We start from the raw sequence: 18,685 nt of genomic DNA, 5'->3' as shown, positions 1-18,685 counted from the left end.
CCCTGCGCCGATCGAGCGACCCTAACCCGGCGCCTCCCGGGTTTGTTCCGCTTGTCAGAGTTTGTCGCGACGATGGAAAGCGCGACCCGACGGGTAACTCTACCGGCTCGAGAGATAGAGTCTGCCCAACTTGATCATACTTCAGAACGACGGCGGCTCAGTTAGCCTCAGCTACCTAGGACTGCCGCCGGCTCGCGCACGAATTTCAATTTCGGCGGGACGGCGAACACCCTGAACCGCTCAGCCAGGCTGTCAAGAGCTTGACGCATGCCCACTCCCGCAGCAGCCGCACCGTGTCCACTGATGACCATGTGCGGGTTCAGGGCAGCCAGGTGCTTCACGGATCTTTCCGCCGCATCCCAGTCCGGCGTGAAGTAGCGCGGCGGACCGTGCATCTCAAGATCCTGAACGGCGACCTCATAGACTGACTCCTGACCGGTGGTGATGAAAGCGTCCCCTACGATCAGCGAGCGGTCCTCCTCGCGCCAGAGCGAGATATGCCCAGGAGCGTGCCCGGGTGTGTGTAGCCATCGCCATCCGGGCATTCCGGGGATCGATCCGTCGGCAGGTAGGAGTTCCAAACGGTTGCCAAGATCAATTGGCCCCCGTGGAAAAAGCGGCGAAAGCAGCGCCATCAGTCCACCCCCGACCCAGGGATCCGGTGGCGGATAGGACGCGGTTCCGTCCAGATAGGGGCGCTCGAGTGGATGCGCGAAGACAGGCACGTCCCACCTATTCGCGAGGTCTAGAACCGTTCCCACATGGTCGAAATGGCCGTGGGTCAGGATGATCGCGGCCGGCCGTGCGTTCGTGCCAAACCGCTTTTCCGCGACCGCAAGAATGCTGCCGCGGGACGTCGGCAACCCGGTATCGATCAGCATCCAGTTCCGATCTCCGCTGCCCGGTGCGCCGAAGAACACGACATTGACGATTGCTAGGCGCAAATAGCCCAAGTCCGGTGCGATGCTCCAAGCGCCGTCGCCACGATCCTCGCGCCTGGCGTGGTCGATCTCGGAAAGTCGAATCTGAACGGTCATGTGATCCCGTGCCTCTCTTGTTGCTGAGCAGCCGCTCGAGTCGATCGGCGGCGGTGGTATATCGCCCCGAACTTGGCACGGCCCTCCTTGTTCCTCCTTCGCCACCCAGCTCCGGACAGTCCACCACAGGAACAAAGGCTCGACCAAATCGGTTCGGCATTACCCGGTCGCGCCAGGACGAGCTGGACTGAGCAACGAAGATGGCGCGCCCCATTGGATGCGGTATTTCGCCAACGCGGTTCCCGGTCCTAACAAGGCGGCCGAGTTCGAAGCCGACTGCTGAAAGAAGACTTCGAATGAGCGAAGTGGGGCGTATGGACGAGCACCAGGTGGAGGCTCCGGTTCCGCAAGCTTCGCCTATGACTGGTCAAGTTGGGCGCCAATGGTCAAGGCGGCCCGATCGGCAGGTGTCCAGGTTATCTGGGACATCTTCCATTACGGATCTCCAGACCATGTCGATCAGCGATCGCTGCATTTCATCGATGCCTATGCCTCGTTCGCGGCAGAAGCCGTGAGCGTACAGCGTTCGATCGCCGGAACACCGCCTCTGTTGTGTCCCATCAACTAGATCTCCTTTTTCGCATGGGCTGTTGAGGTCGGCTATTTCCCGCGTGGGGCCGAACAAACGTGGATGGTTCAAGCGGCATCTCGTGAAGGCTGCCATCGCGGGTGTTCGTGCAATGCGGGAGATCGACCCCGCCTGCAGATTTGTCTGGGCCGAGCCCCTTATCCAAATCGCTCCTCGTGACCGGACCCGCAGCGAACGGGGTCGGGCCGAAAACGCCCGTCAGGGGCAGTTCGAAGCTTACGACATGTTGCTGGGCCGCGTCGAACCTGAGTTGGGCGGGAGCGAAGATGTTGTCGATGTCGTGGGCCTGAATTTCTAGCCGCACAATCAATGGTAAATAAACGGGCCGACGATATCGATGGGACACCATGAGTACCGCGCTTTGTCGGAAATGTTGCTCGAGGTTGCTCATCGGTACGGTAAGCCGATGTTCATTGCCGAGACCGGCTCAGAGGGATCCGGCGGGCCGGCTTGGCTCCACTATGTATGCCGCGACGAGGTGCGTGCCGCTATGGGCGTCGGAGCATCGATTCGAGGGTATTTGCCTGTACCCGATAACGGCCTACCCGGGCTGGGACAATTCGCGTCATGCAGAGGTGGGGTTATTTTCGGCCATCCACCCGAATGGCACACGCCGCCTCCGTCAGCACGTCGCGGACGAACTGGTGCATCAGCAAGATCTGTTCACGGCAAACCGGACGCGCTGATTGTGTTGCGACACACCGCAAGGGCGAGCACCGAAGACCAGGGCAAATTACGGTGTATTCCTCAGCCAAAATCGGCGCCACGCGATGCCAAGTGGCATGGGTGCGAGGATGACCGTGCAGCATCAGGAAGCGGTGGCCCCTTCCACCAACCCGCACTCTGAGCGTCGCTTCCGGAAGTTTGATCTGCTCCAGCGAGAAACCTTCAAACATGCAACTCCCTCCATTCGCAACATTTGCCAAACGTGTAAACGGAGAGGCAGTTCAATGTCGACTTCCGCGGGATCTGAACTTGCCTTGTATTCCGCGAAGAGGTCGTGAGCCGAACGGCGGCTTTAACTGGTCCCTCGGCAATAACCGGACGGACAGCAAACGGCCCCCAAAAAGCCGCCAGGCGGCGACGCGCCTGATATCGCACTTCGAGATCAACTCTGCCGTTTCCTGTTAGCCGAAGTTGCAAACGGCCCCGCTCACAATCGTGGTTGCGCCTTTGGGCATCGTGGTTCAGACCGCTGGCGGATTAGAACTCATGTTGGCTTTGCGATCGGCTCATCGCTGCCGACTATCGGGGACCTATATAAAGGGGCATGTCCACGCGCCGTAAAATCAATGCAACAGCGAAGCTGATTGGAGAGTGGCCTTTGACCCCGGCTGCAACGTTTGGATCGTCCGTCAGAGCGAGGGGTATTTTTCTCGAAATACGCGCCCGCCTTCCAGCGGACTTCAGGAAACTGCTCCATATCGAGTCCCGCGTGCTTACCCTGCGCGTGTCTCAGGGCGCCGAGAATGATGTGCAGGTGGTATTCGGGATCGTATCCAAAGCACTGCAGAATATCGAAGACCTGCCCGTAATCCCCCGTGAAATCGAGGACATTCTGACGATCTCGACGGCCGAACGGCACCGCTGGCTGAAAGATGGTCGCTTGCAGAGCGCCGGGACGAAAACGGTGAAACTCCGCGGGCGGGCAAGGAACATCACCTTTCACGTGTTCGACCCGCAGCACGTGGAGGATGTGCTTGACCGCGACCTGGTAACAGTCTGGCGCGAACAGGACGCAGCGACAGCTGCAGACAATAGGCGGCGAGCCGCGGGGAAGGCCGCTATGAAACGTGCTCAAAGAAGCGGTCGCGGAACTGCAGCTTCAGGTGGCTATGGCCACGATGAGAACTCGCACTCCAATTTGCGCGGCTGGGAAGATTTTGAGAAGGACGGACTCCTGCGCTGATAGGCCGGGCGCATAAGCAGATTAGAACGTTTGCCTGCGGCGTTCGAGATGCGCAAGAAGGGCCGTCAAACGCATCGCATTCAGGACCCGCTTCGCAGGGACACCGCCCTTGCGCGCCATCTCGACACCCCAATGCATGTGGTCGAGCTCGCGCATCGAATGAGCGTCCGGATTGATGCTGAAGATGCAGCCCTGATCGAGTGCCTTTTGATGCCAGCGCCAGTCGAGGTCGAGTCGCCACGGATGTGCGTTGATTTCGACAGCGACGCCGTGTTTCGCACACGCTTTGAGGACTTTGTCGACGTCGAGATCATAACCGGGTCGGCGCAACAGCTGGCGACCGGTCATGTGCCCGATGATTGTCGTCCGAGGATTTCCGATCGCCTCGATGATACGCTCCGTCTGTTCCTTCTTGGGCAACTTGAAGCGGCTGTGCACGCTCGCGACGACGAAATCGAACAGCTCCAAGATGTGATTCGGGTAATCGAGCGAGCCATCCGCCAGGATGTCCGCCTCGATGCCCTTCAGTATGCGAAATTTTCCATTGTATGCCTTGTTCAGCCGGTCAGCTTCGCGGTGCTGTTCAGCAATCTCCTGCAACGAAAGGCCGCCTGCGTAGTGAGCGGACTGCGAATGATCGGCGACACCATAGTATTCGAAACCGCGCTTGCGCGTGGCTTCAGCCATTGCCTCAAGCGTTTCGGTGCCATCGGATGCGGTCGTGTGAGAATGCAGGATGCCATGCAGATCTTCATCCCGAATGAGGGCGGGTAGCTTCTGCTTTGCCGCCCGCTCAATCTCGTCCCTGCCTTCGCGCAATTCAGGCTCGATAAACTGCAAGTCTAGAGCTTGGTAGATTTCTTCTTCTGTCGCTGACGCGATCAGCTTTCTCCCGCGATGAAGCCCGTCGGCGTTTAGGGTGAACCCCTTGTCGGCCGCGAACGTCTTCAGTTGCTTGAGGTGGTCTGCCGAACCGGTTGCTTCGAGCAGGCTCGCGCCAAAGTGCTTCCTGTCCGTGACAACAAGCCTGAGGGTCGTATCCTCGATTCCAGTCGATTTTCTGGCCTGCGCTACCAGGGCGAAATCGGAAACGAGCTCGCAACCGCGCCGGAAGTCGCCTGCAATCTCGACGCGCGAAAACTCTGGATGCTGTTGCTTCACCGATATGACCGCATGTTCGAGAAGGGCGGCGGCCTTGTGCAGGTGAAGTTGCGTTTCGCCGCTTCGCACGATGGCCAGGTTCTGCAGGAGCTTTGTCTGGAGCGCGGCGCCGAGGCCTTTGACTGGGCGTATGCGGTCTTCTCTTGCTGCGGCCTCGAGCTCGGCCAGCGAGTTCACGCCGAGCGCCTGATGAAGCTTCAGTATCTTATCAGGACGAAGCCCGGGTATGGCAAACAGCTCCATCACGCCCGCTGGAACATCCTCGCGCAGCTTCTCAAGGCTCGGGTGCGTGCCGGTTTGGTAAAGCTTGGTCACGATGTCTGCGATCGCTTCACCGATCCCCGGGATGTTGGTGAGGGCGCCGGCGGCGATGATCCGATCAAGCGGCTGCGACAGCGCCGTCAGACTGTCTGCCGCGCGCAAGTATGCCTTTATGCGATAGGGATTGTCGTCGCGCATAGACGCCCGTTGCGCGTATTCCCTCAAAAGACTGGCGACGGTCCTCGGATCGGTTTTTGCCATGGCTTCAGCCAAACGAGGCCGATCTCCGCAGGTTCCAATCAGGCAAGGCCATGAGCGCGTTGTCCTTTAAATCCCGGCTTTACTGCCTCTTCCCGCGTCGTACGCTACAGATTGGGCAAGGATTGGTCAGCGCGACCCCATCCCGCCAGAGCTTTGGAGGCTGCGCGTTTCTTTAATTCAGGAGCATCGCCCACGTGGAAATGAGAGGGCGCATCTATTGTCTTCATCTCCGCCCACGTGATCGGTGCCGCGACAGGAGCGCCCGGACGTGATCTCGCGCTGTAGGGCATGATCGCGGTCGCCCCGCGCTGATTGCGTAGATAGTCCACAAAGATGCGACCCTTGCGGCGCGCCTTTGACAACACGGCCGTGAAATGGGCCGGATCGCTCTTGGCGACCGCCTGCGCCAGGCGAGACGCGAAGTCCTTCACCTCTGGCCACTCGGCGCCAGGGGTGAGCGGCGCGATGACGTGCACTCCTTTGCCTCCCGTCAGCATCGGGAAAGTCGTAAGTCCCAGCGATTTAAGGATAGCGCGGAACTGAAAGGCAGCGGCGCGGACGGCCTCAAAATCGAGGCCTTCATCGGGGTCGAGGTCGAACACGAGGCGGTCGGCCTTTTCGACATCCTCGATCCGAGCCCCCCATCCATGCAGCTCAATCGTTCCCATCTGGACGCAAGTCATCAGTCCGTCGGCATCGTCGACATAGAGATATGGTTCCTCGTGCCCGTCCTTTTCCGTGATGCCGACGTGGTGGACTTTGTCGCCAAAGCTGCCGGCGTCGTGTTTTTGGAAGAAGCACTTCTTCGCGCGGCCCTGTGGGCATCGAACCAGACTGATCGGCCGGCTGCCCACCCAAGGAAGCATGATCGCCGCGACCGCTGCGTAATGGTCGGCAAGCTGTCCCTTGGTGATGTTGGACTCCGGATAGATGACGCGGTCACGGTTACTTATCGCGATGGCGGTTGTCGCAGACGCGGCGAGATCGGCTGCATGACGTTCCGTCTCGAGCACGACCGCCTCCGGCTTCTTGTCTTCGCGGAGACCAAGATAGCTCGGATGTCGTAAAGTCCCTTCATTTGTCATTTCGGTGAAGGCAATCTCAGCGACCAGTTTCGGACGGAGCCAGTGTGCGCCGCGCACTTCGGCGCGTGGTGCGTCGACGGTCGCGGCCTTCTGCTCTAGCGGCGCCATGATCTTCAAGAGACGAAGAAGTTCAGCGGTATCGAAGCCGGTGCCGACTATCCCGGCGTAACGCAGCTTGCCGCCGTCATGAACGCCAAGGATCAAGGACCGAAACGCGCGGACCTTGTCGGACGGCGTCCAGCCGACAATCACAAATTCCTGCCGCCTGATGCATTTGATCTTCAGCCAGCTTGCGCCGCGGGCTCCCACATAGCTCGAATCCGCGAGCTTTGAAATGACGCCCTCAAGGCCGGCTGCGCAGAAGCGATCGAGCAACTCTTCTCCGCGACCGAGGATATGGTCGGAGTAGCGAAGGACGGGATTTTTCGCAGGCAAGATCGCCTCCAGCTTCGCCTTGCGCTCAACAAGAGGAAGCCTTGTCAGATCTTCGCCGTCGAGCTGCAGCAGATCGAACGCATAAAAGTCGATAGTCGCCGGGGCACCCTTCAATGCACTCTGAAGCGCCTGGAAGTTAGATCTTCCTTCCGCATCGACAACCACGGCCTCGCCGTCAATCAGGGCGGAGCGTACCTTGAGCTTGCGAGCCTCGGAGAGGATCGAGGGAAAACGGCTAGACCAGTCCAGACCAGATCGTGTGTAGGCTCGCGCCTCGCCACCGCCGACGGCAACGAGAATACGATAGCCGTCGTATTTCATCTCATGGATCCAACGATCGCCGGCAGGGACCGTGTCCACGAGCGTTGCGAGCTGGACCGGCCGGAAAGCGGGCGGCGCTAAAGTGACCTCGTCACGAGCGGGCGACTTCGCTTGACTAGCATTCGACCCATTGATTGCCTTACCCGACGTTGGCTTGACCACTCTGACCTAAACCATACTCAGAGACGAAATAGCGTTATCCGCGTCCAACGCGCGACTACTTCTTTAGTTTCGCTGCCGCCGTTTTGAGCTTTTCGGGATCATTGCCGACGCGCCTGATTAGCGCCTCGGCCTGAGGCCGTGCTTCCTGCCTCCGGCCCTTCCATCCCCGATTTTCGCGCACAGCTCACAGGCAATAATCAAGAGCAGGAACGTGCCCTCAAATGCCGCCACAGCGTGTCCGGTTTCTGCCATCGGCTTTAGAAGCCTGACATTCCGGTTCCGGTCCCCTGTGGGTACGGTTTTGATCTTCTCGTCGAACCCCATGTTTCAATTGATGACTACTCGACGTGCCCCATTGACGCCAACTACCTCGCCCAGAGCAGCTCCGATGCCAGTTTCAAGAAGTGCAAAATGGCCCATAAATGCGCCGACCAGAGTGAATGCTCTCGTATCCGGGTCTATTTCGAGCAGCGCGGACTTGGTCAGCATTCAGACAGCCTAGGGGGTCCTTCCCAACATAGCCATGGGCACCGGCCTGCTACTCACGGAGCACCCCCTCCTCCTTGGCAGCAGCCTCGAAGGCCTTACGAGCCTCCTCGGGGGTCGCCCGATCCTCGACGGCTTCGATGCATAGTTGCACAGCCTTCCGCCACTTGGGCCCCATCTTGGTCCACTTCAGGAGTTCCTCGGCGGCGCACTCGACATTGTTGCACCGGTAGGTGACCCCAGGTCGGTCGGTCTTGACGTACACCGGAGGGGAGAACCAATGGGTTACCACGACACCTCCTACTCAGGGGAGAGATACACGTTGGCCTCCTTAGCGGCAGCCTCAAAGGCCTTTCGTATTATGTGGGGGTCAATCGAATCGCCCTCCAAGGCTGACAGGCAGAGGGTCACCGCCTTATGCCAGCGAGGCCCTCGCCGGGTCCACATCTTGAGCTGCTCAAGGGCTTCCTTCGCATTGTTGCAGCGTTGCAGCCATGCCTGACACCGGTTTCAGTCTTCACGAACACCGGAGCGACGAACCAGATGGGCGCCATGATACCTCCTACTCAGGGGAGAGATACACGTTGGCCTCCTTGGCAGCCGCCTCAAAGCTTCACGCACCTCATGGGGGACATCCTGCCCTCGAACGCGTCGACGCAGGATTGGACCGCCTTCGTCCACCTCGGGCCCTTTGTGTCCCATGCCAGGAGTTCCTCGGCGGCTCCCTCGACGTGGCTGACCCCATTGCGAATGCCCCGACGTTTCGTCTTCACGTAGACCGGGGGAGCGAACCAGAGGGGACCATAAGAGGGAACTTAGAGCGGCAAGAGCCCGCCGACCAACCCCGCTTTAGCTGCAGCTAAGGGAACGATGTAGGCCCTCGCGGGTTTAGAGGCGGCAGCGGGATTACTTCGTGGATGTGCAGCCGCTGTGGCGGGGTCCGTCGCCTCTCATCTCCATGCTTGGCGGCGGGCTCCTTTCGCGAAGGCGGTTTCAGTCTGAGACACCTAGAACCTTATACCGCAATCCAATTTAGCTGGTTGTCATTGGGGGGAGTAATGTCCCCTCCTCTTTTGCCGCAGCCAGGAATGCCTTGCGGGCCTCCTCAGCTTCCATCTCGTCGAAAATCACGGTCATGCAAACGCGCACCGCGAGGTCCCAGCAAGGGCCACGCTTGGTCCACTTCATCAGCTCCTCGCCGGCTGCCTCGGCGTTGTTGACGTTGCGGATGATCCCGAGACGCTCGGTCTTGACCGGGACCGGAGGGTTGAACCAGTGGAGAGCCATACGTCACTCTTTGTCGGCCCTATCAAGTTCCTCCAGCAATTACCTTTGCTCAGCCGGCAGTTCCCGTTCTACAGGCAGATTTAGCACGTTGCGAAGGTAATTGCGGATTACCTCTAACTGTTGAAAATGGGAAAATAGCGCAGGACGGCGCGCTTTGTTGCGATGCCACAGTGACTGAAGTGGCTGACAGCTACTCGCCACAGTCGAAAGCCACGCAGAGGCCCATGGCAGTTGCTGCCTCGACGATCGCCTCGGTCAGTTCTTCATCGGAGGCCACCAAATAAGGCGCAGTCTCCCGCGTTTCGCGTAGTGCCGCTTTTATCGAGACCGTGTCGCCACGGTCCGCCCTGTTGAGGAGTACAGTGATTGCTTGCTCTAGAAGCGGACCGACCCTCCGCGCGACGCTCATCCAGCCCTCCCCAGGGACACGCCGAAGCGTACTCTACTCCCTACCTGAGCGGCATCAAGGCCATGTACGAATTGTACAAATTGGTACGGCGCTGGGCCGCGACAGTCAGGAATGTTTGTAGAATTTCTGTGGTGGGGATCGGACACCGGCTCGCGAAGACCCTCATGCTCCTCCACGATCCTATTGACGCGCCTCGAGCCGCCTTTCTCCCACAATCCCAGGTCGGTCTGTCCTGACGTACACCGCAGGCGAGAACCAATGGGTTGCCATGAGGCTATTCGCGAAGATCGAACCCGACGAACAGGCCAAAGGCTGGGGCAACATTGACAATAACCTCCACCAGCTCGCAGTCAGTTTCCGCCAGATGTGGCCCGTCTCGGCGCACCGCTGCGATAGTCTCTTTGACGGAGATGATTTGGCCGCGACGGGCTTGTAGGATCAGCTCGTGAACAAGGTGTTTGGCAGTCACTTTGTCGGGTCGGCAGTTCGTCCAAACGTTCATACAAGGCCTCCCACCTCAGCGAGAACCCAAGGGGATATTCATTACCCTCTATCGGGAAAAATCAAGAAGAAATGTTTGGCGGAATTTCTGAGCGGGAACCAGAGAAAAAAGTACGGAGCGAGCCTCTGTACTCTTCCGCTTTGACGCTCAGTCAGCCCGCTAAGGGACTTCTTCCGTCGGCCCCTGTTTGGCCCGATCAATAGCCGCAAGTAATGACTGTAGGGTTGGCGGCAGTTCTGGTTCGACCTCCAGATTTAAGAACGTTTGTACGTGATGACGATAGCCTTCGGAACGGATCAGTTTCCGAAACGCTTCGGAGACAGACTGATGGTCTGCTTTGTTGCTCGTTGTCATGTTCGGGAAGTCCGTCCCAATGAGCCGCAACTCGCCCGCAACGAATGGGTTCCATCAGGAGGTCGGAATATTTGGTAGAAATTTCTGAGCGGGAGATCGGATAACTGGCTCGCGCGAAGACCCCCCGTGCCCCCTTCGTTTGCCGCAGCATTAATCCTCGCTCTTTGAACTGAAGATTCGTGTCGCTCTAGCGTCGGTGTTGCACATCGTGAACGTTGGAATGCTTCTGTCCAATGTTTGCTCACGCTGTGATGCCAACGGGCAGGCTCTTGCGGCAGGGTGCCGCAAGGCGAATGAAACGCCGGCCCAGTTCAACCCGCGCGACGTCCTTCAAAGCTGGGGGGATCGATCTTCACCAAGCGGTCTGCGGCCTCGACCGCAGTTCGTATCCTGCTGCACAGCGCGAGATTTTCCGCCAGCATTTCTTCAGTGCGTTGAAGCGCGAGCTCGGTCCGGTGGATGCGCTGCCTGGCATTGGCAACTTCCGATGTCAAAAGATCGGCCGCCATCCCGTGGCCGTGGGGTTCCATAGTGTCCATGGGTTTCTAATACATGGGGGGCGATATCGTTCCCTGATGTCGGGCGAAACGGCGGGCCGCAGAAAAGCGCGATGGGCCGAATGACCAATGCGCGCCGTGTCAAAACAGCGCCGGCAACAGGCGAACGGCTTCGGCCGCTCTAGATCCCACGGGCAGAGGCGATCACGGTCCAGAGGGCCATTGATCTGTTCAGGCACGACTACAACGTAAGCGAAGACACACTCAGGCGGCTGGTGATCAAGCACCGTCTTCACAACCAGACAATGCCCGGTGCTCCGTGGAGAATAAGCGCTCCCGGTTTGGCTATGGCGCTCGCCGGCGATGATGACGCGCTTGCGCGGTTGAGGCGGGACGATCGCGAGCATCCGGACGTAACTCGGTATTTCAAGCGGCTCGGCATCCCGCGACCCTGACCTGTTATCAAAAGTTATGGTCGCGGCGACTGTCTAAAATAGACATTAAGTAGATGTCGCGGCCCGACAGGGCTCCACACAAGAGCGAACCGTTGCTGCCTTGCGCATCGCCCTCTAGGCCGCCGGCGTCGAGTTCATCCCGGAGAACGGCAGCCGCGCCGGCGTGAGGCTCCGCAAACCTTAGGCCGTAGACTCGTTACTGCGCAGCCACACACCTGTTTTTCGCCATCGGACGAAGCGGTTGCAACAGGTGGTGCGCGGGCCATAGCGCTGAGGCAGGTCGCGCCATGGAGCACCGGAGCGCAGCACCCAGAAGATGGCCGTTCAGCACGCGCCGATCATCAACACGTGGCACACCTCTTGGCTTGTTGGGTAGACGCTTTATTCCATTGCTGACCATTGTCCAAAAGCGCTGTTAACCAAATTTTCTCACCCGCCAATGCTTATTCGCGCGACTGAAGGGGTGAGGTGATCGATGTGTGATTCAAACATAAGCGCGTTTCCGCTGCATCGGCGGCGGAAGTTGGTCGAAGGGATCGCCCGGGTCCTGGAATCCAAGAACGGGAAGGACGCGAACGCCTTCTGGCGCAACACCGCCAAGGCAATTCTCGTTCAACTGTCCGAATCAGGAATTGCACCCGGGGTCGCCGAACAGGAAGTTGGAACGCTTCTTCATGCTGTCTTGGGCGATATCGCCACCCGCAGTGCTGCGAAACTTGCACAATAGCATCGGCTCACGATGAAGGATTGCCGCATAGAGACGCCCCGGGCTCCACAAGCGTAGCACCACTGCATCCGTCAAACGCAGGTTTCTCACTGCGGATGAAAAGATAGGCGCGTTCGTCGAAATCATGCGCGCGAATGTGCTCTCGGGCGAGATACGGCTCCGCCTCGCCTGTCCGGCGGTCATCGACGAAATCGAGGTAGGCGATGCGGAAACCGGCATTCACGGAAGGCCGACGGACCTTTTCCACGAGCTGAACCCGCAAAACCAATGAGCCGCCGTTGAGTTCCACACTGCCTTATATGCGACGTTCGAAGCACATATCATGAACATCCGTTGGGCCTGAACTTGCTAACTCAACGTCGGCTTTGCGCCTCATGGCGGACATTCAGGCATGTCGAGCACTTCCTGGAAGCGGACATATGTCGTGTAGCTTCTTCTCGACGTCCTGAGCACGATGCAAGCCAATGCAGCTGGGCAATTGTACCTATACCGCGACAGGTCGCCCGCTTGCCGAACAGCTAGGGAGACGAATTTCAACTGGTTAGCATATTGGCAACTTCCCAAACCGAAAGACCTTTCGGTGTTCGAGATTCATATTCCCTTCACGCCGAAAGGCAGACATAACGACATTATGCACAGAACTCCGGCCTCGCGTCGGTGTTTTTCTTTGTGCGACTCACTTCGCGTAGTAAGATTCGCCCTTTCGTCTTGGGAGCGAGGTCGCGGTGGGCACTATAAAGCTGGACAACGGCGTTTGGACGCTACACGAAAACCAGCCGTTGGGTGCTGGGGGTGGATTTGGCGAGGTCTTCAACGGCTGCGGCCCGAACGGTGACGTTGCCATTAAGCGACTGAAGCTTTCCGCTGGCGCTGCGGCTCACCGCGAGCTGAATATCGGCAAATCGCTGGGCAGTCGGACACTCGTCAATGTCGTGCCTGTGCTCGACCAAGGGCAGGACGCCGATACCGACCGATATTTCTTGGTCATGCCGCTTTGCGAATATAGCCTTCAGGACCGTATTCGGGATGCCGGAGTGCTGACCTGGGAGGAGACTAAAACAGCCGCGCTCGACATCATTAACGGGCTGAGAGAGGTAAGCGATATCGTTCATCGGGACCTCAAACCGGCCAATGTCCTTTGGCATGAAGGTCGCTGGAAGGTCGCGGATTTCGGCATTGCGAAGTTTGTTGAAGATGCCACCTCACTCGACACGCTGCGAGATTCGCTCACGCCGCCCTATGGGGCTCCAGAGCAATGGCGTGGCGAACGGCCCACAACAGCCACTGATGTCTATGCCTTGGGCTGCATCATCTACGGTATGGTGACCGGACGCCCTCCATTCCAAGGCGACTTTGACGCAATTCGGAAAGCGCATCTCAACGACATGCCGGCCGAACTCAAGGGGGTTGACCCGCGCATCAACGGCCTCGTGCAAACGATGCTTAGGAAAAGCCCGGCCTCTCGGCCCTCTCTTGACCGTTGTGCAACCGTGTTGGCGAGCGTCACCGAGAAGCCGTTGAGGTCATCGGGTCATGCGTTGGCAAAGGCAGGAAGTGCTATTGCCGAGGCGGAAGCCGCTGAGGAGGCTGTTCGTCAAACGGCAGAGGCCACGAAGCGCGAACGGGCTGCCCTTAGCAAAGAGGCCATCTCCGAGCTAAACCGGATATTGCAGCGGTTGTTCGATGAAATCGTTCATGCCTCACCCACCGTCAGACGCGAGACGAGGTTAGTGCAACTTGGACCAGCTCAGCTCATCACGGGTGACAGTGAGCCTGTAATGCCGAGCGCATCACCGTATGACAACGGATGGGATATTGCCGCGTTTTCGAAGCTGACCCTACAAGCGGCTCAAGACCTAATTTCGCAATATGACCCTGCGGTGTACACATTTGCTGTCTCCCTGGTTTACGCCCGAGCGCCGAAGGAAACAGATTACCGCTGGCACGAAATGTCATTTTGGACCTGGAACAGCCGTGCACCGATGAGTGAGGCTCCGGTTGCCCTCAGTCCCCGCGATAAAGAGTTTCAGCTCGCGCTCTCCAACGTGGTCAGCGGATGGCAGCTTGCTCATGGCCCATTGAAAATCGACGCCGAAGACGAAGACAATTTCCAAGATAGATGGGTCCACCTCTTTGCTAAAGCTGCGCAAAAGAAGCTTAGACCGCCGAGCAGCCTGCCGTTGTCACCGGAATTCTTCAAATAGCCCCGGTCTTTGAGGCGGAAAATATCTGCGCAATCCGGGAGAGAACACTGACCGAATCAGCAATCTTCTCGTAAGTTGACGTTCTAACTCTATGAGGGCGCAATGATAGCCCGGCTCCAACAGAAGCCGAAGCCAGCAAACCCCCGGTACGCAGCCAACGAGCTTCGAACCGAGAGCGATGTTGAGCAAAAACTCCTCTATCCCTTTCTGGCAAGTCCCACATATCTCAACATTCCTTCGGCTTGGCTTCGGACGAAGGAATACATGTCGCCCACCGAAATCGATAAGGCCGCCGGGAAGCGGTATGGCTATATTCCCGACTATTCCGTCTGGCTGAGCGGCCTGCCACTGGCCATTGTCGAAGCCAAAGCACTGGACGTGAAGATTGAGGTCGGGTTGAGGGAAGCCCGGCTATATGCCGGAGAAATCAATCGGCGGTACCCGCCTGAAGTCAATCCAATCGGTTACGTGCTAGCGAGTAATGGCGAGCAGATTGGCCTTTGCGAATGGGATAGCGAGACAAATGTGCTTCTGGCACAGGCGGCGGATGTCAAGCCTGGCACGGCGGTCTTTGACGCTATTGTGGGAGCGATAGGCAAGCACGCATTAGAAACGCGCGCTGCGTCTCTGGCGCCGCATTTCCAAGGGCGTCGGTTCTGGCCAGTGTCAACGGCGCTGGGAGGGCAAGCGAAGCTCCGTCAACAGCTGGGCGTCAATGAGTTCGCCAACCCACTCTTTCCCGTCCTGACTAAGTACTTCAATAACACGGATGACACGTCGGACGACGTTATCGACCGCGCCTACGTCACGTCGGATGAAATCACCGGCTATGAAGGGCTACTGGAGACGTTCCTAAAGGACCGCACCTCTAGCATCACAGGCAACCAGCTAAAGACCCTAGAGATAACCCGCACCGCCGCCACCGGCCTAACGACAGAGGTCAAAAAATTCGCCGGTAATCCGATGTTCTTTAGCCGCGTGCAGCTGATTGTAGGGAATGTCGGGGCCGGTAAAAGCACCTTTATTCGCCGGTATTACCGCCACCTGATGACAAGGGAGCTTTCCAGCAAGACGGTATGGGCATTCATAAACTTCAACAATATTCCTCCAGATTTGGACCACCTCACCACGTTTATAGCTGAGAAATTCCTCGCTTCGTTCGCGGAAGTTAATGGGGTCGACATCTACGATCTGGAGCAGGTCGAACGTATTTTTTCAAGCGAGTTGGCGAAGTTTGAGCGCGGCCCGGCGAAGCTACTGCAAACCGCAGACCCGGCGGACTATGCACGTCGGCGGACCTCACTTCTCGAAGCGCTGATGGCCGACCCGGTGAAGTTTGCGGAGTGCATCTCGCGCCACTTCTCAGGTGAAAAGCAGCTGGGAATGGTCATCGTCTTCGACAACGTGGATAAGCGTTCGCGCGACCAGGAATTGAAGATATTTGAGGCATCCCAATGGTTCAAAGATGTCACCAAGGGGCTTGTCCTCATAAATCTCAGGGATTCGACCTTCGAAGCCCACAAAGACGAACCGCCGCTGAATGCGTTCATCAACGCCATCAATTTCTATATTCGCCCTCCGCGCTTCGCCCAGGTAATCAAGAAGCGCATGGAGCTGGTGCTGGAGACGCTACCTAGCGAGGTCGAGAAGCATCAGGAATATTACCTCTCCAACGGGAATCGGGTTCGCTACCCTGCATCGCGGCTTGGTGAATTCCTGATGGCGATTTACCTCTCGCTTTTCGATAACCACGAAATCCAGGTTGCACCTGCTTTGGAAGCCCTCGTCGCAAAGGATGTGCGGCGGGCATTGGGCATGTTTGGCGACATAATCATCTCCCCTCACGTGCCAACGAACCAAATCACTGGCGCGGCGATCTTGGGAACATCATTCCGCATCCCCGACCGGCATATCATTCGGGCACTGATGCGCGGTCGCTACCAGTATTTCAACGGCGGTTCGAAATACATTCACGACATCCTCAGCGCAGATGAAACCCACGTAAGGCCCAGCAATCTGCTGACCTGTGACATCCTCGAATACCTCATCCGTAATCGGAAGTTTCGACTTGATTTCCAACAGGAGGGTTATGCCACTGTCCGCAGGATGGTAAGTGAAATGGGCCGTCTCGGTTATGATGAGCAAGACTCGTACAAGGCCTTGATGATTTTGGTCGAGAAAGGGCTTGTTGAACCGGAAAGCCACATGATTACGGACCTGAAGGACGACGATGCCGTTCGGGTTCATGCCTCGGGATTTGCGCACGGGCGTATGTTGTTACGCCGCGATGAATACCTGGTCGGCGTGACGACCAACCTGAAGCTCGCATCGCGCGATACAGCCGACGCTATTGGGTCGATTTGGTCGGGGGCTGAGCAGCAACAACAAGAGATGTCGATGGGGTCCAAAGTGAGGGTCCTCAACCACCTTAAGGAATATTTTTCCTTCGAATTTCAGCGGCGTTGTCGCCGGCATCCATTCTACGAAGAGGCTGGATTTGGCGGCCGGCAAATCATTGCGTCGATTACTTATGCGCATGCCCAAATGGAAGGGCTCCGCACGGGCACCAAGGCTGCTCCGCGCCTCGGCTATAAAGGTCGGCCTGGCGGAGCTTGAAATGATTCATCAAGCTGAAGCCAAACGCTAAAGCCGTCTAAGAATCTCTTGCCAAGCTAAAATGTCTTTACACCAGGTGGGAAACGAGTGTGGTTCTTGCCCCGCCTCCGGGCTGTTAAGTTTGATGCAGGGATTCAACCTGCGACACCACCCGTGTGCAGGTTGTTCTCTCGCGCTGAGCGCTAGCCTCGTGGCCAAGCATTAAGCAAACGGGCCAGGACGCATCAGGTCACCGTGTTTCACCGAAATGCCGACTCGAGCAGGCCGCGGCTGGACATCATCCTGTAAGCTGCCGGTCCGTTATCGGCCCCAAGGCTGCCGGGCGCAAGGCGCCTCATGTACAAACCCGCTCCGCGGGAGGGTCGCCTAGTTGTGGGGCTGCGGTAAATCATCGTCCGTGAGCAGGTAAAGGCTGCTATCAGACGATGAAGTTCCTTCAACGAGAGGAACTCCCCATGGCTACTCGCTTCAACGAAGGCCGACATGAGGGCGTCCCAGCGACGGGGCGCTCTGTTTTTATTCGCGCGACGTGCGCGCTATCCGCCCCGCTCCGCAGTGTCCCCCTCGATCCCGCCGAGCCAAGATCCGCTCGCCTATACCCAAATGGTGGGAATGGGCTATGGATGCCGTCATGAGACAGTCGCCTGGCAAACTTGGTACGGAAGCGCGCATCTACGCGAAAAATCTCGCTTACGAGATTGCTCGACGAGAGAGGATAGGCGCGCCTGCGCTCGATCCCGGCGGCAAGGCGGCGACGTGGCGCGATGCGCAAGTAGCGTTGCGTCATGCGTTCATGGATGAAGGATCGCCGCCGCGACGGGTAAAGCTTCTTGATGCCGCTGCTACGCGTCTGGTGCGCCTCCCTCCCTCTGATCGTGGCTTTCGCATCGCGCTATTTTTGGAAGGCAACCGGCAGGCAACGATATTCGATCTGCGCATGCTGGTGCATGGCAGCCATCCGCTTCAAGGGTTGGAGCACGAAAGCGGAGTAACTGCACTATGCGCCACCTTCACTACAAATCGGGGCAAGCGCGACGCTTTTGACGTCGCCCCATCTGTTTACCTTTCAGATCACACCATCGGGCGCCTACGCGAGCGTTCTGAGCAATGGAGTACCCCCGAGGCTGGGTTAGCTGCTCTGCATATCGCGACAGTTGCTGCCGATCTTGCGCGTCCTGACCATCGGTTGAGTTTCTTGAAAATGTCTTCGCTGTCCTGTGCGATCGATGGAGGTATCCTTACGGGAGCGATGCGACGCGGCCCCGTCGACGATGGGACCGTCCCTCTATGGGACGTCCGCACGCTGCTTGATGACGATTTCAAACTCGATCCGGCGACTGTTCAGCAGGCCAGTCAAGTCGCCGAGCTTGTCACTCGCGTCCTAGTAGGTGGCGAGAACTGGATGACGATCAGCCTTCAATCGAGGAATGGTAACGCTATCGATTTCGTTGAACCGCGCGAGGATCATGTCACGGCGACGCTGCGCGCTCGAGTGGGGGTCAAGAACTGACGCGCGGTGGGCTCGCCAATGCTGGAAGGCTGAATTGGCAGGCGTCCACCGGCTATGGCAAGCGCGCCCTGATCGAGACCGCCGTCGGGCGCTACAAGGGGCTGATCGGACGTCGCCTGCGAGCCCGCTCCTTTTCGGCTCAGCAGACCGAGGTCGCCATCGGCTGCGCCGTTCTCAACCGCATGACGGCGTGCGCACGCCCGGAGTCCGTTCGCCGCCCGGCAAGGCCGACATAGCAGGCGGCATCAAAGAGCTGATTGTGCCTAATGCCACATTTGTGCACCAACGCCTTGTGGCCCCGGGCAGCCACAGGCACAGGCTACGCGGAAAATGAAAAGCGGGGCCAACCCATTCGCTTGCACACAGCCTGGGTTTTGCCAGCTCCTCAACCGCAACGTGCTGTCAATCTTCGTCTTG

The 18,685-nt window shown here is 58.3% G+C and carries 17 protein-coding genes and 2 pseudogenes; 6 read left to right on the top strand and 13 right to left on the bottom strand.

Translation table 11 applies throughout. The features are described from left to right. Nucleotides 1-167: 167 nt before the first annotated feature. Nucleotides 168-1,037, bottom strand: coding sequence for an MBL fold metallo-hydrolase (locus tag NKH60_RS25440; protein WP_352467862.1), 870 nt, complete (start codon nucleotides 1,035-1,037; stop codon nucleotides 168-170). A 1,170-nt stretch (nucleotides 1,038-2,207) separates the two neighbouring features. Next, entirely contained in the window at nucleotides 2,208-2,522 is a 315-nt protein-coding gene (locus NKH60_RS25435) for an alpha/beta fold hydrolase (RefSeq protein WP_352873758.1), read from the bottom strand. Between the two features lie 374 nt (nucleotides 2,523-2,896). Between NKH60_RS25435 and NKH60_RS25430 the strand changes: the two genes are divergently transcribed. Next, a complete protein-coding gene (locus tag NKH60_RS25430; protein ID WP_352873756.1) occupies nucleotides 2,897-3,535 on the top strand; it encodes a hypothetical protein in 639 nt (212 codons plus the stop codon). A gap of 21 nt (nucleotides 3,536-3,556) precedes the next feature. On the opposite strand, the gene NKH60_RS25425 is transcribed toward NKH60_RS25430, so the two are convergent. The 10 genes and pseudogenes from NKH60_RS25425 to NKH60_RS25380 form a co-directional block, all read right to left on the bottom strand. Further along, complete coding sequence (locus NKH60_RS25425) at nucleotides 3,557-5,218, bottom strand: DNA polymerase/3'-5' exonuclease PolX (protein ID WP_352873791.1); 1,662 nt, start codon at nucleotides 5,216-5,218, stop codon at nucleotides 3,557-3,559. A gap of 104 nt (nucleotides 5,219-5,322) precedes the next feature. Continuing rightward, entirely contained in the window at nucleotides 5,323-7,221 is a 1,899-nt protein-coding gene (gene ligD, locus NKH60_RS25420) for a DNA ligase D (protein ID WP_352873754.1), read from the bottom strand. A gap of 327 nt (nucleotides 7,222-7,548) precedes the next feature. After that, nucleotides 7,549-7,710, bottom strand: coding sequence for a hypothetical protein (locus tag NKH60_RS25415; RefSeq protein ID WP_352873753.1), 162 nt, complete (start codon nucleotides 7,708-7,710; stop codon nucleotides 7,549-7,551). 49 nt (nucleotides 7,711-7,759) lie between these two features. Next, nucleotides 7,760-7,999: a DUF982 domain-containing protein gene (locus tag NKH60_RS25410; protein WP_352873751.1), complete on the bottom strand. Its 240-nt coding sequence runs from the start codon at nucleotides 7,997-7,999 to the stop codon at nucleotides 7,760-7,762. Between the two features lie 8 nt (nucleotides 8,000-8,007). Then, entirely contained in the window at nucleotides 8,008-8,199 is a 192-nt protein-coding gene (locus NKH60_RS25405; protein WP_352873789.1) for a DUF982 domain-containing protein, read from the bottom strand. 540 nt (nucleotides 8,200-8,739) lie between these two features. Continuing rightward, nucleotides 8,740-8,994: a DUF982 domain-containing protein gene (locus tag NKH60_RS25400; protein WP_352566828.1), complete on the bottom strand. Its 255-nt coding sequence runs from the start codon at nucleotides 8,992-8,994 to the stop codon at nucleotides 8,740-8,742. A 190-nt stretch (nucleotides 8,995-9,184) separates the two neighbouring features. Next, entirely contained in the window at nucleotides 9,185-9,403 is a 219-nt protein-coding gene (locus NKH60_RS25395) for a hypothetical protein (RefSeq protein ID WP_352566830.1), read from the bottom strand. A 274-nt stretch (nucleotides 9,404-9,677) separates the two neighbouring features. Continuing rightward, on the bottom strand, nucleotides 9,678-9,905 hold the full coding sequence (locus tag NKH60_RS25390; protein ID WP_352662301.1) for a hypothetical protein: 228 nt from the start codon (nucleotides 9,903-9,905) through the stop codon (nucleotides 9,678-9,680). A gap of 665 nt (nucleotides 9,906-10,570) precedes the next feature. Beyond that, a complete protein-coding gene (locus NKH60_RS25385; RefSeq protein ID WP_023722969.1) occupies nucleotides 10,571-10,768 on the bottom strand; it encodes a hypothetical protein in 198 nt (65 codons plus the stop codon). A 644-nt stretch (nucleotides 10,769-11,412) separates the two neighbouring features. Next, nucleotides 11,413-11,611: pseudogene (locus NKH60_RS25380) on the bottom strand (transposase); the annotation flags it as partial. 75 nt (nucleotides 11,612-11,686) lie between these two features. Here NKH60_RS25380 and NKH60_RS25375 point away from each other — a divergent pair. Further along, entirely contained in the window at nucleotides 11,687-11,938 is a 252-nt protein-coding gene (locus tag NKH60_RS25375) for a DUF6074 family protein (protein WP_352457909.1), read from the top strand. A gap of 7 nt (nucleotides 11,939-11,945) precedes the next feature. Here the strand turns inward: NKH60_RS25375 and NKH60_RS25370 are convergent, their stop codons facing one another. Beyond that, nucleotides 11,946-12,227: a hypothetical protein gene (locus NKH60_RS25370; protein WP_352502694.1), complete on the bottom strand. Its 282-nt coding sequence runs from the start codon at nucleotides 12,225-12,227 to the stop codon at nucleotides 11,946-11,948. Between the two features lie 436 nt (nucleotides 12,228-12,663). On the opposite strand from NKH60_RS25370, the gene NKH60_RS25365 reads away from it, so the two are divergent. The 4 genes and pseudogenes from NKH60_RS25365 to NKH60_RS25350 all read left to right on the top strand — a co-directional run. Continuing rightward, entirely contained in the window at nucleotides 12,664-14,142 is a 1,479-nt protein-coding gene (locus NKH60_RS25365) for a serine/threonine-protein kinase (protein WP_352873747.1), read from the top strand. A gap of 264 nt (nucleotides 14,143-14,406) precedes the next feature. Then, a complete protein-coding gene (locus NKH60_RS25360) occupies nucleotides 14,407-16,758 on the top strand; it encodes a P-loop NTPase family protein (protein WP_352873745.1) in 2,352 nt (783 codons plus the stop codon). Nucleotides 16,759-17,377: 619 nt separating this feature from the next. Then, the gene (locus NKH60_RS25355; protein WP_352873743.1) at nucleotides 17,378-18,268 is read left to right on the top strand and encodes a hypothetical protein; all 891 of its coding nucleotides are present in this window, start codon (nucleotides 17,378-17,380) and stop codon (nucleotides 18,266-18,268) included. A 23-nt stretch (nucleotides 18,269-18,291) separates the two neighbouring features. Next, nucleotides 18,292-18,504 (top strand): annotated as a pseudogene (locus NKH60_RS25350) (IS5/IS1182 family transposase); the annotation flags it as partial. Nucleotides 18,505-18,685 lie beyond the last annotated feature (181 nt).

The organism is Mesorhizobium sp. M1006, assembly GCF_040318825.1.
In the GTDB taxonomy this organism is placed as follows: Bacteria; Pseudomonadota; Alphaproteobacteria; order Rhizobiales; family Rhizobiaceae; genus Mesorhizobium.
This window is presented reverse-complemented; position numbering and strand designations above follow the sequence as displayed.